14 protein-coding genes are annotated in these 11,970 nt (G+C 55.6%); 1 reads left to right on the top strand and 13 read right to left on the bottom strand.

Annotated elements, in window-relative coordinates; all coding sequences use genetic code 11:
• Nucleotides 1-7: 7 nt before the first annotated feature.
• Nucleotides 8-562 (bottom strand): hypothetical protein, encoded by a 555-nt coding sequence (locus tag BW919_RS04440; protein ID WP_198324562.1) that lies wholly within the window; start codon nucleotides 560-562, stop codon nucleotides 8-10.
• On the bottom strand, nucleotides 528-983 hold the full coding sequence (locus tag BW919_RS04445) for a hypothetical protein (RefSeq protein ID WP_157666034.1): 456 nt from the start codon (nucleotides 981-983) through the stop codon (nucleotides 528-530). Before BW919_RS04445 ends, BW919_RS04440 begins: the two co-directional genes overlap by 35 nt.
• 31 nt (nucleotides 984-1,014) lie before the next feature.
• Between BW919_RS04445 and BW919_RS04450 the strand changes: the two genes are divergently transcribed.
• The gene (locus BW919_RS04450) at nucleotides 1,015-3,558 is read left to right on the top strand and encodes a hypothetical protein (RefSeq protein WP_088335837.1); all 2,544 of its coding nucleotides are present in this window, start codon (nucleotides 1,015-1,017) and stop codon (nucleotides 3,556-3,558) included.
• 83 nt (nucleotides 3,559-3,641) lie between these two features.
• On the opposite strand, the gene BW919_RS04455 is transcribed toward BW919_RS04450, so the two are convergent.
• From BW919_RS04455 to BW919_RS04505, 11 genes are all read right to left on the bottom strand, one after another.
• Nucleotides 3,642-5,345: a hypothetical protein gene (locus BW919_RS04455; protein WP_088335838.1), complete on the bottom strand. Its 1,704-nt coding sequence runs from the start codon at nucleotides 5,343-5,345 to the stop codon at nucleotides 3,642-3,644.
• A complete protein-coding gene (locus tag BW919_RS04460) occupies nucleotides 5,342-6,256 on the bottom strand; it encodes a hypothetical protein (protein ID WP_088335839.1) in 915 nt (304 codons plus the stop codon). Before BW919_RS04460 ends, BW919_RS04455 begins: the two co-directional genes overlap by 4 nt.
• A 171-nt stretch (nucleotides 6,257-6,427) precedes the next feature.
• Entirely contained in the window at nucleotides 6,428-6,616 is a 189-nt protein-coding gene (locus BW919_RS04465; RefSeq protein WP_088335840.1) for a hypothetical protein, read from the bottom strand.
• Nucleotides 6,613-6,807, bottom strand: coding sequence for a hypothetical protein (locus tag BW919_RS04470; RefSeq protein ID WP_088335841.1), 195 nt, complete (start codon nucleotides 6,805-6,807; stop codon nucleotides 6,613-6,615). The genes BW919_RS04465 and BW919_RS04470 overlap by 4 nt, the downstream gene beginning before the upstream one ends.
• Nucleotides 6,792-7,763 (bottom strand): prepilin peptidase, encoded by a 972-nt coding sequence (locus BW919_RS04475; protein WP_088335842.1) that lies wholly within the window; start codon nucleotides 7,761-7,763, stop codon nucleotides 6,792-6,794. Before BW919_RS04475 ends, BW919_RS04470 begins: the two co-directional genes overlap by 16 nt.
• A gap of 3 nt (nucleotides 7,764-7,766) precedes the next feature.
• Nucleotides 7,767-8,768 (bottom strand): hypothetical protein, encoded by a 1,002-nt coding sequence (locus BW919_RS04480; RefSeq protein WP_088335843.1) that lies wholly within the window; start codon nucleotides 8,766-8,768, stop codon nucleotides 7,767-7,769.
• Between the two features lie 47 nt (nucleotides 8,769-8,815).
• Nucleotides 8,816-9,064 carry a hypothetical protein gene (locus BW919_RS04485; protein WP_088335844.1) on the bottom strand — a complete coding sequence of 83 codons (249 nt, stop codon included), beginning with the start codon at nucleotides 9,062-9,064 and terminating at the stop codon, nucleotides 8,816-8,818.
• A 150-nt stretch (nucleotides 9,065-9,214) separates the two neighbouring features.
• Nucleotides 9,215-9,442 (bottom strand): hypothetical protein, encoded by a 228-nt coding sequence (locus BW919_RS04490; protein ID WP_157666036.1) that lies wholly within the window; start codon nucleotides 9,440-9,442, stop codon nucleotides 9,215-9,217.
• A gap of 62 nt (nucleotides 9,443-9,504) precedes the next feature.
• A complete protein-coding gene (locus BW919_RS04495) occupies nucleotides 9,505-9,693 on the bottom strand; it encodes a hypothetical protein (RefSeq protein WP_088335846.1) in 189 nt (62 codons plus the stop codon).
• Complete coding sequence (locus BW919_RS04500) at nucleotides 9,694-10,686, bottom strand: type II secretion system F family protein (RefSeq protein WP_088335847.1); 993 nt, start codon at nucleotides 10,684-10,686, stop codon at nucleotides 9,694-9,696. It lies immediately after the preceding gene.
• 12 nt (nucleotides 10,687-10,698) lie between these two features.
• A complete protein-coding gene (locus BW919_RS04505) occupies nucleotides 10,699-11,970 on the bottom strand; it encodes a type II secretion system F family protein (RefSeq protein ID WP_088335848.1) in 1,272 nt (423 codons plus the stop codon).

Genomic DNA, 11,970 nt, shown 5'->3' on the forward strand with positions numbered 1-11,970 from the left:
CTGGGGCTTAGCCCCCTGGTATCACGTACAGACCGAATTCGAACGGCTCGCCCGAAGTAGAAACCCACCACCCTCTCGGCCATTCTTCCACAGGTACGATGCTCCCATATCTCGTGTAGGAGTCAGGGTCGATCAAGACGACACCTGGAGTGTTAGGAGGGTACCCGACCAGTACAGGTACGCTAGTAGTGACCTCCACGTCCCCACGCCACCGACCACCGAGCCTAAGAATTACCACGATCTCGCCAGGACCACCCGGCTCACCTTCCACTCGGATCTTAAGGTAGTACTCGCTGTTCCCTATCTTCTTCGGCAGGTGTATTTGGTTCGCGGTACTCTGCCAGTCCGGGAGCCAGCTGATCGTTCCAGCGATCGCGTTCGCGACGTAGTTGGCGATGTACCGGGCTTCGATCAACGCCATCACGTCCGATACTCCCAGGAACGTGCCCACGATCGAGTACGTGAAATACGCACTGAGGACCAACATCATGAGCAACAACGCCGCGAACTCCACCGTCACCTGCCCACTAGGCGTTGCGAACGACGAGCTTCGGGCCCTCAACGACGCTCACCTCCACAGTTCCTGGTACCGTTACGTTCTCCACTACAACGTCCTTCCCGAACGAGTAGAACTTGGCGACGCCTTTAACGCCGTTACCCTTGACGATCACGTAGTATTCGTCGTGCTGACCTGTTGGTTCCACACTCACCGTGTAGCTTCCTTGAGCACTGTATCTGCCCTTGATCCCGACGGTGAACCTGGTCCCGACGTCGCATGCTGCGGCTTTATCGAGCACTCTGGCCAGCTGCTCCGCCATCGCCTTCGCCTCAAGGGCGGACGCGGCCTCCTCGACACCGCCTGGCCCGTACATTCCCTCCTTCACGAACGCCATCGTCACACCGACGGCGGTGACTCCTATCAACAAAACCAGGAAGTACTCCAGAGAAGCCTGACCGCGGGAGAAATTCATAAACAAGGTCATGTAACCCCCCAATTCGGGGCCGTGTCGTAAGTTGCCTCTCTTAAAGGAGCGTGGCCAGGTGTTCACCCTAGACGCGATGACGGCGCTCTTGATCTCCTTGGTACTGGTATCGTTAGCCTTAGACTACATTCATATGGTTAGCTGGCCTTCGATCTCGCTCGGACAGAAGGTTTCCTCGGTCGCCGTCGTACAGCCCGTCAAGTGGGGATGGGTAGCCACCGGCGTGTACAGGGGAGAACTCCCGCACCTAGAAGTCAAAGAGATTAACGTCACGAATTGGAACGCGAACGGCGACAAGTGGACCGCGGAGGTCGACGTCTCGGACAAGATCCCACCGGGTAAGAAGATCGTGATGGCGTTCCTCGTTCTCATGATAGGGGATAATCACGTAGCCGATGCCTACGACCCGAACGATAAAGACCTGGGTGTTTACGTTAATGTGAACGGCGACGAGAGACGTGTGTTTCCGACGGTCCCGGTCGACTGGCGCGGTAATATCGGGTGGTACTCATACGATTACAACTACAACGGTCGTATCTGGGAGAAGACCATAGTCGACCTCACCGTGGACGGCATCGGTAACCCGCTCCTTGTCAACAAAACTTCAAACGACGACATCAAGGTGCGGATCGGAGTCAGAATTCGAGGTCGCTGGGGCAGTTCGTATAGGGATAGGACCAAGATCGTTCTCGTACTAGCTCCGAAGCAGTTCGATGTCGCTGTCCAAGTTTGGCGTCCAAACGATATTCAAATAGGACCTCAACCCTACAATGACCGCGGAGGTAAGACAGGAGTACCTGTTAAAGGCCCTGTAGCGAGCGATCTCAGTAAGGAAAATCCTGTCACGAATTTCGCTGACTGGTACGGAGATGACATAGACAAGAGCAAGCTTAATAACCCAAACCAGAACCCGGTACTCACAACCAATGATCTTGTTATGAGAATAGGAAAGGCCAAGGTCTCCGCCAATTGGAGATGGCGGTGGACTCCGGTGGGAACCGGTCCTTACCGCGAATATTACGATAAGGGTGATGGAACCGTCTATAAATTGAAAGACGAAGACGCGAAAGACCCGAACGGTGATGGGGCTGACGGCATAGTCCTGACCCGCCACGGGGATAACATCGACGACTCGTATCACCTCTTCGTAGCGTACGTGATGATGCCAAGGACGTTTTCGTCCGTATGTCCGCTGGACGCCCCAATGCTCGCGTTAACCACACAGCGCGACGGTTCTCCCGAGTTCTGGGTATACGCTAACGTCAGGATCCCACAAGATATAGCTAAGATAGACCCTATGGAGGGAGAGTCTAATATAGGGAAAAACATCGTCAACATGTGGAACAAAACCTCCGACCTTCACGAAAATGATCAAATAGAATACTATAAGTACTACTATGACTGGTATTCAAGGAGTATATATGTTCCGGCTGACTACCTTTACGGTTCCTCAGGATATGGTCATCTAGTAATGATTGACCCGAAAGCTCCATGGCCTACCGGAGGACTCTTAGGCACGACGTCGACGGTTGAGCAAGTGTTAAGAACCCACGATACCATATACGCGTATTTGAAACTACCGAACAGGAGTCATGGAGTTCATCCTTACTATAATTATGATGTCTCCAATGGATGGTGTTGGTACTTTAAATACCCGGGAGGTATCCCGGTTCAAGGCGGCCTCCAACCACGTATCATAACCATTTGGATCAAAGCACCACGATGGCTCTACGAGTGGGCTCCCTGGAACGACTCCGTGAACCTGTCGTGCGGATTCGCCAACACGAGGTTCAAGAACACTCTAGGTGACGGTCGCTATGACGAACTCGATATGACGATTAATATTCAGAGGCCGCCCGACATGCCTCCCATGATCAAGGACTGGTCGGTTCAAGACGTGTACATGTTCGGTAACTTGGACGAGGATCCCGACAACTTCTGGGTCTACATTGATGGTAAGGAGGTTTGGCATGATAACTGGGTCCCACCATCAATCGAGGACCTGAAGTCGCTCTCCAGTGGTAAGATCGCAACCCCGGGTATTCACACGATCAGGATCGGTGAGTACGAACAACCGTCTCCGGAAGCCGTCGAAATCGGCCCGTTCAACGTTCTCGTCCTGTATAAGGGTACCGTGTACCTGTACTTGTCTTGTCTCAAGAGGGACAAGGAGGACGCCGTGGATGCTCTCAAGCAGGAGTTCAGGAGTCTCGGAATAGACCCGAACGATCCCAGATTGAGAATAACGGTCGCACCATCCCGTGGTTACGATAAGCCGCACAAGTTCAGGCTCGTAGTGTGGCAGGAAGAGCGTGCACTTTACACTCCGGAATACTTGAGGAAGTTGTCCGCCGAAACTCTCTCGCAGATGCAGTCCTCCGGAGCTCTGAGCTACGTGGCTATGGAATGGGAATACTACAAGGACACGGGAGATGCGACGGGGCTGCGTCGGGCTCTACAATCGATGCATTCACTGTTGAGCTCCGTCCTGGGAGTACATTTCAAGCTGGAGGTCTATGACGATAAAGACAAGCGGTGGGTGACACTGCTCACTGACCAAGGCCCAGCGATTTGAATCATGCGGACGCTTCGTTTTAACACTAGCTTCCGTAAATGACGTCAGCCGACGTGCGATAACGTGTGTTAAGTTAAGGCCAATTAAGGCCAAATCCGGATGACTTTGTCATTCTTCAGTACCATGTCCTCGTTGGTGCCAGGTAGCAAGAACCACTTCAGTATGTCGGCGCCCGGAAGCGCGAATCCCCTCCTCCTGTCCGAGTCCGTTGCCAGCTGCAGCCCGGTCCCCGAGAGTACGCTGTTTATGTTCTTAACCATGGGGTCGTCTGAGTTGAATCCGTAAAGTCTGAAGATCCTCATCGGCTCCCCCTGATCTTCGTACCTCTCAGGTATTCCGAATTCGCTGGCTCGCACCCCGTCGATAACTCCCCTGAGCTCACCGCTTCTCGACGCTAAAACCTCCATCCACGCCATCCAATCGACAGTCCCGAATGGACCGTGCGCCCACACGTCCACCTCCTCCGCCGGCAGTGTCGGGATCATCGTCTCCATACCTGCTTTGCAATCCTCGATAGCTTCCACACCCGAGTCGTGGATGCCGTCGACCGAGACCACCCGGTCACTCGGGAGCACGTACAGTATCCCTGCGGCCCTCTCGATGAAGTTCGGTGGTCGACCAACGTCGTTGCTCAACACACCTTCCCTGATCGGGAAGTACGGTAGTATAACCCATTGGCTTTCGACTTCACCGTCTACCTCGTTCTTGTCCAGGAGTCTCGTGTCGTCCCACGGGAGCATCTTGCCCGGTACGGATAGTACGTGGGCCAGCCTGAGCTTGTCCTCGTCGTTCGTGCTGTTGCCTCCGTCACCGTTCACCTCGTTCAGGTACGCTGAGTAGAACCTTATCACGTCTGGCTCTCCTACCGATTCTCCACCGATGGAGCCGCCTTGCCCCACGGCCACCTGATAGTTACCTATTACCATCATTGGTTTGAACTTCAACGGGCTGTTGTCACTCCATCGGTACTTAGACGCGTAGTACGCCCAGATCGGAAGTGGGTCGAACACGGCCCTGTTCTCGTTCCCATATGGGGCGTATCCTTGGATCGAGGCCTGGACTGTCGTCTCCCCGAGATCGATGTCAAGTACCTCCCACCCTGGTATCTGCGCCATCAAATGGATGTCGAGGTGCACGTAGATCGTGAACGGGTCGTGGGCGTCTGGTACGATAGGCGTCTTGCTTATATCGCTCGGATTGGACGGTACGTACTGTGAAAGCATCACCTTCGGGTGTTCTGGATCGCTCCAATCCCAATATAGCCACTCTCCATGACCAGCGTAACATCGGGGTACTATCCACACGTCGGCTCCTTGAGTCCTCTTGATCGAGTCATGGACGTCCACCGCGAGTTTTGCGAGCTCGTAGTCGATATAATAGCGTAGCGACTCTATCACGGTACGGTACGAATCGTAGCTCCCGTTCAGCGGCCCGACGTCCACGATCTTGTAAGGGGCGACTAGCCCGGTGGGCGGTGCTACCCACTCGATGTTAGAGCCTCCCTGGTGGACTGCGATGCGACCGTACCTGTAACCGTTCTTCTCCCCACCCGGTAACTTAGCTCCGTTTAAGAAGTCTACGACACCCAAGTAGACGGCCCGGCTCAGTTGCTGATGCGTCATGGAAAGTATCGCCTCGTTGATGACGGGCTTGATGTACTCGCATCGAATCAGGTACCCTGACTCCCTACCATGGTACGATAAGTATGAAACCGATAGCAACAACAGTGCTAGCGACAACGCCGCCGCCGGGGTGAAGAGGAATCCGCGCTCCCCTATGGGGATCATCCAGTTGTCACCCCTGCCCGAAGTTTCACGGGAAACAGTCCGGCCGTCCATTGGTTCCAGAAGATCTCGTTCTCCGACCCGTTCAGGGTGACGGTGAACGGTTTCCCTCCGATCGCGATGATAGTCAACGACAACCCCGTACCCTCACCCTCGGCTACGATCCTCCTGACGAGCTCCACGGGGTCGTCGGTAGCCCAACCGGACGACGAGTAGAACACTATCCTGTTACCTCCCGAATCCACTCTCACAGCCTCACTGGCGAGTTCCTTGTACGCCTCCCCTTCCGACAACCCCGACCGTATCAACTGGTTGTAGCGCTTGTGTAACCATCTCACCCAGCCGTACAACCCGTCTCCCGACACGGTCACCCACACAACTTTAACTCCTGGCACGTTTCCGGAGTAGCTTACCGTGTTCCCATAAACCTGTGGCAAATTCTCATCGTAGACTGGATAGTTTCCTCGTTCTACCAGTATGATGTCGTAGGACTTGACCACCGATTCTCCAGGGATGTTCAGATCGTCCTTCGGGAAGACTAAGTCCGCCACCATCCTGCCGTTTTTCACTCTGATCGGGGAGTCCAGTGAGCCGTCCTCTGAGTAACGCGTCCACTTGAACGCGTCGACGGCCAAGTACATTCTAACCCCGGTCCTCAGCGGCGCGCCGCCCCAAGTCCATCTCAAGGGCTCGCTCCACAACCACACTATGTCATACCAAGTCAGGTTGGCGCCTACCCAGGACGGTGAGGTCAACGACGCCACGAACCTGTCCACCGAGACGTACAGCTCGTAGGCTTTAAGTGACGTTATTCCATGGGCAGTCACTACCCGGGCTACGTCCGTCACCAAGAGTAGGATGACGGCGGATATAAGCCCGGCGGCGAGTGCGTCGACAGTGATCTGACCCCTCAAGGTGTGGCCGCCCTCCGCACCACCTCACTGCCCAGTGTTTTTATCCCGGACGAGGCGAACCCCGAGCCCGTGGTGGATGCGAAAGAGTTGAGGGCTATACCGAGGGCGAACACGGACGCTACGACTATCATCAGCAGTACCGTCCACTCGACCGACACCTGGCCTGAACCGCTACATCCAGTACTCGGCAAGCTCACGACACACGCCTGGAACCTTCCCGTTTTGAGCTCGGGCAACCTCGCCCAGCCCCGAAGAGGATACTTTGATCGGAAGGTAGTAACCCAACACAGCCACCATAATAGCGACGGACGCTACGAGCACCCCCAACACCAGCAGTTCTAAGTTCGCCTGGCCAGTCACAGACCCCTGGCGGAGGAAGCGAATCTCTCGAACCCCCCTGACACGGCCGATCCCACGCCCTCTAGGTTCCGTCCCCCACCGCTGATCGGCAAGTAGTACGCTATGACACCTATTGCGATAGCGCACCCGGCCACGATCGCCGTGATGAGAAGGTATTCGACACCGCCCTGCCCCCTCACCCCCAGAGCCATGACAACGGACTCCCCTTCAGCGTGTAAGTGACCACGTATCCGGCCGCGATAGCAGGCGCGAACGGGGTGGTGTGTCCCACCCTTATCTCGTGTATCCCGAGGCGTTTCAACTTTTCGAGTTCCTCACTTGTGAACCCGTCCCCTGATGGCACGACCACTGGTTCCGCCCTACCAGTGGCTACCAGGAGCGCCCCTTTCATCCTGCCGACCCGCTTGACCTCGTCCTCCGTGCGAACCACGATCTCCAGCGGGATCTCGCCCTCCCTCAGCTCCTCCACGTTCCGTTCCTCTCCCGCCCAACGGTACGCGGTGAAGGCCATCGAGAGAATTACTGCGACACCAACCTCCCAAAGGATGACGATCGAGGACGTTCCGAGGTTGAGCAGGACCGCTGGAACCGCGAGTACCGGGATGATTACCTTCGGCTCTAACCAGCGTGATTTAATCCACCAAACCGCCAGGATTAGGAGAGCTCCTATCAACGAAGATATCGCTGTCCCAAGAACTGTCGACAACCCTCCAGCGATCGAGCTCACCAAAGCCAAGATCGTGGTGTTCAGACACAACTCCTCGAGGAAAGGGCGGCCTCGCTCCATCGCCGTACGGGCGGTTAAGTACAGCAACGCGAACGGTGCGTACAGCAGGACCGAGTTGAATAAGATGTCGATACCCGTCGTGAAACGGTCACCCTGATGGATGAACAGTGCCAAAGACGGCATGAGCTTGACATCCCCGCCACCTATCACACCCAACGCGTTGAGGACGAAAGCTACCACGAACGCGACCACCGAGTCCAGCAACGCGTAACCGAGGTGGGACGGGTCGACGACCGCTGTGTAGACCACCCCAGCTACCACCGCCGGATAGGTGAGCAGGTTCGGCACGATCCCCCACCTTAGGTCGGTGATCGCGGCGGTCGAAGCGACGATCAGACCAGCCAGGAAACCCGCGTCCATCGGTCAACACCCCGACATTGCCGATAGGATCTCGTTCCACCCTTCGATCGGCCTGTTACTGTCCAACATCCTGATACCGGTGTCGATAGCTTCGAACCGCCGCTTGAGCTCCCTCACCCTAAGTCTGTCGTCTTCCTCTTCCACCTCGATCTTGAAGCGACGACCCAACTTCCGTAGTGCACCTATCACGATAGGTCGCTTCGAGACCCTGGCGAGTCTCTCCGTGTACTCTTCACCCAGCTCCTCGGCGAGCCTCTTACACACCGTCAGAACCCGATGCGGGTTCCTGAAGCTCTCGGACGCCAGATGCGCCAGGACCATTCTCCTGTCGCCAACCTCTTCAACGAGTTCGGAATGAAACCTCCAGACTTCGGATAAAGCGGTCAGTAAGAGGTGCTCTCGCTCGGTGAGTATTCCACGATCGTTGAACTTCGCCCGTACACGACCATCTGCCTCCTCCAAGACTTCCGAGAGTGGCTTGACGGGCAGAGAACGCGCTATCTTGTCCACTACCTTGAAGTGCCTATCCCCCGGGATCTCAGACCCGGCCCGGAGCACCACGACGTCGTACGAGTCCAGTCTACTCAACACCCTGTTCAGGAACTTCTTGTCCGTGACATCGCAGATTATCGGCGCCTCCGTGACTCCGTATAACTCACCCACACGACCCTTCCTGCTCCAACCCGAACTGTCCGCATCGAACCCGAGTTCCGGGAGCTCCCTCAACAGCGCCTTGTTCACAGCCAACGCCGGGGCGCGGAAGCACTCACCGAACTCCGAGGCCAGTTCGATATGCGCCCTCGCGTCCTCCTCAGGCACGTACGTGATTGGCACGTCGGAATACGTGGTACAGTGGACGTCCCAGTCCACCGCCTCGAGCACATCACGCATCTCAAGGATTGACAAGTAGTCCGCAAAAACCGTGACTTGGGCGTCCCTGGGTAAAAACCTCAACCTGTGTCGCTCCATTTCTCCGAAAAGGTCCACTGTGATAACGAGTTCCACACTCGGACCTCCGGTTATTTCTTGGTATTCGTCTGACACAGGCTCAGTTAGGTCATCTTACTTGTGTACGATTGCACTACGGTCGACGATTCCTTCGAGGCGGCTTCGGTCGCGGATTTTGTGGCTCCCGGTGGTGAGGCCGCCCCTCCCGCCCTCTTGGCGAAGCTCCACCAGTAGTAGGCGACTAACGTTCCCAGACCTATAAGGGCTGCGATGAGTATGAGGTATTCTACACCCCCTTGCCCACTGGTGCCGGTGCTAACTCTCCTGATGACTTTGATTCCCTTGACTGGCAATTTCCCTACACCCGGCTCAACAGTTTCGTCATCCCTCGTGAACTAATAAACACTGAGAGAGTTAATGCTGAAAATGAAAGTAACCCGAAAAAAATAAAAGTGTGTTCCGCGCGGTGGAGGGGTGCTGGGCCTACGTTGTCCTATCGGTTTTTATGTGATCTTACTGGCGTACGTCTGCGCTGTACTGACACCCGTACTGCTCGCTTGAGCGCCTGCCGTTGAGGCACCGCCGCCGGCTGCAGCTCCGGCCGATTTCGCTGAGGTCCACCAGTAGTAAGCGATTAGGATACCTAGACCGATCAGTGCCGCAATCAACAGCAGGTACTCGATACCGCCCTGACCGCGCTCGGACTTCAATGATCCCTTGAGTGGGCGCATCGCACCTCTCCCCCCGTTAACACTGATCATTATCTCATTTTTAACCTTTTCACTTTGACCCATCATACCCTAGACCACACTTCCTCCGCCTTGCTCGCGGCGACGTTGAGCGAGTACGATCCGACCTCACTGGCTCCCGACGCCGTGGATTTGGAGGATGCCCAGTAGTAGTACGCGATCATTATTCCTAGTCCCACGAGGGCGGCGATTAAGATGAGGTACTCGATGCCGCCTTGACCGGAGCTCCTCAATCACATCATCCCCGATACGTACGACGGTACCATCGATACGATCGCCAAGTACACGCCGGCAGCGGCGGCGCCCAAAGGAAGTCCGAATATCAACCCCTTCCTCAAACTTCCGTACCTGACTATCCCTATGGCCGCCCCTGATAATATACCGAGCACTAGCGGGTACGAAGCCAGAGGGTACTCCGCCTGCAAGTACATCGGGAGCATGGCGTAGGTCGGCCCCATCTTTTCCATCATCGCGATCCCTACCGTGGCTCCGAAGGCTACTCCTACCGGAAGTCCCGAGATCAGCCCGCCTAGCGCCAGTGAGAGACATGGCATGGTCGTGATGGCTTTCCGTTCTAACTCAATCTTTTGCACTTCTCGGATATCGTTCTCGACCGCCTCGAGTACGTCGGCCAGTGTCCCGCCCGACATCGAGATCCTGACGGTCAGGCGGATCGCACGCGTCAGGAGTTCGGAGTCCACACGCTCAGCCATGTCCAGGATGGCCTCCTCGAACGTCTTACCGGTGTCCATGTCCCTGACGACTATTCTGAACTCTCTGGACAGTTCCCCGTAATCCGACTCAGCCACGTTCCGAATGGCTTCGAACACGGAGAGGCCCGCTCGAAGCTCCTCTACCATCTGACGCAAGGCGTCCGGTAGGTTCTCTTCGATATCTTTGATCCTCAGGCTCTGAACGATGCGAGGGTGCAATAACAAGTACAAAGGTGCTACAGAAGGTAAGAGTGCGGTTGGACCTAATTTCGGTATCAACGGCCCAGAGACGGCGATCCCGATAAGTACGTAGATGAGTGACGCGGACAGATATACTTCGTAGGGCACATCGATATTGCTCATTCGGAGGAGGTAATCCATCCTTTTGAGGTACTCTGGGGACATACGGGTGACCAGGATCCTGGCTAGCGGTATCGCGATGGGATACGTTATTAGTACGGCCAGGCGTATCGCGGGTCCTAAGCTCCTAAGTACCGTTAGGGGTGAACCCATGATTGGGGGCCCCTAGACCTTCGGTTCAGCCGATTTGAACAAGAGCAGGAACATTCCGGCCATCACTCCTACCATTCCTGCTATCATCGGTCCGAATAGACGCGGTGGTACCACGAACGCTCCGGACAGGTTCGCCGCCAGGAGCATAGCAACCGTCACTAGGGTCGGTATCACTAGGGTCAGCATTATGTACGGGAATGACAGCGCTTGGAGTTTGTGCCCGTACTCCCGGTAACGCTGACGTAGTTCGTGCGCTATTTCGTCGGCGAGGGTCATCAGCGTCTTCGCTATATTAGCTCCGGATTCCATTGCTTGGACGATGAATCTGACCATCGTCTTCAACCCGTCTACGTCCCATCGGTTGGCCATCCTTTGTAAGGCTACGTTGATAGGGGTCCCGCTGTTGATCTCTCGGACTACCCTCTCGAACTCCTCAGAGAGTGCCCCGTAGTCGGACTCTGAGATGCTTTTCATCGACTCTATCAGCGACAGCCCGGCAGACACCTCAGTAGCCATCTGGCGGATGGCGTACGGGAGTTGTCGCGCGATCTCACTTTCCCGTCGCCTGATGAGGATGGTCACCATGATTCTCGGTACTATCATGCCCAATAATAGGACTACTATCGGTCCCAACACCTTAGCCGGTGTCGGTAGCGGGGAAGCCACGGCTAAGATCGTCACTAAGATCGATAGCACCAGTCCGCTCATGGCCATGAACGTCGCGAAGGCCGCAGGGGATACGCTGAGTCCCGCTTTCCTTAAAGTCTCCCTGTCCGGTGCCAACGTTGCAAGCCTGTTTCCGAGCGTTGGGCTGAAGGATTGTACGGTTTCGATCATTGTTTCCAATACATTAGCACGTTCCGTGCGCAACCTGCGTAGCCTTTCGTTAATCTCCTCCGCGGTCCTGTCAGTTTCCCACTCCTCTTCCGTACCTAAGACTATTCGCTTGATCTTCTCGACGTCTTCGTCCTTTTCCCTCACTGTGTGTCGTATTCCTCTTACCTTGATCGTGAGGTCGGATCCGAGACGCTCTCCTAACATTCTACCGGTGCTCTCGCGGAGCTTTTCAGTGAGTCCAGAGAAAGACGGTAACTTCAGTGGGAGTCTTTCACCTGCCCCAGACGGTGTCGACTCCCTTACCTTTTGCACCTGTCTAGTTACCACGAACAAAGCGTATTCCACGTACAGACCTACACGTCCGGCTATCCCCGTAGCGTAAAGGACTACCGCGCACCCGACTCCCAAACCGACGATCATGATGAAGGTATCGAAGTACGGGAGCAA

The sequence above is a fragment of the Methanopyrus sp. KOL6 genome (assembly GCF_002201915.1).
Classification (GTDB): domain Archaea; phylum JAADCQ01; class Methanopyri; order Methanopyrales; family Methanopyraceae; genus Methanopyrus.

Bases quoted from the DNA above. Each gene is read 5' to 3' on its own strand.
- BW919_RS04445 (WP_157666034.1), bottom strand. From the start codon at position 983: ATGACCTTGTTTATGAATTTCTCCCGCGGTCAGGCTTCTCTGGAGTAC.
- BW919_RS04455 (WP_088335838.1), bottom strand. From the start codon at position 5,345: ATGATCCCCATAGGGGAGCGCGGATTCCTCTTCACCCCGGCGGCGGCG.
- BW919_RS04470 (WP_088335841.1), bottom strand. From the start codon at position 6,807: ATGGCTCTGGGGGTGAGGGGGCAGGGCGGTGTCGAATACCTTCTCATC.
- BW919_RS04475 (WP_088335842.1), bottom strand. From the start codon at position 7,763: ATGGACGCGGGTTTCCTGGCTGGTCTGATCGTCGCTTCGACCGCCGCG.
- BW919_RS04490 (WP_157666036.1), bottom strand. From the start codon at position 9,442: ATGCGCCCACTCAAGGGATCATTGAAGTCCGAGCGCGGTCAGGGCGGT.
- BW919_RS04500 (WP_088335847.1), bottom strand. From the start codon at position 10,686: ATGGGTTCACCCCTAACGGTACTTAGGAGCTTAGGACCCGCGATACGC.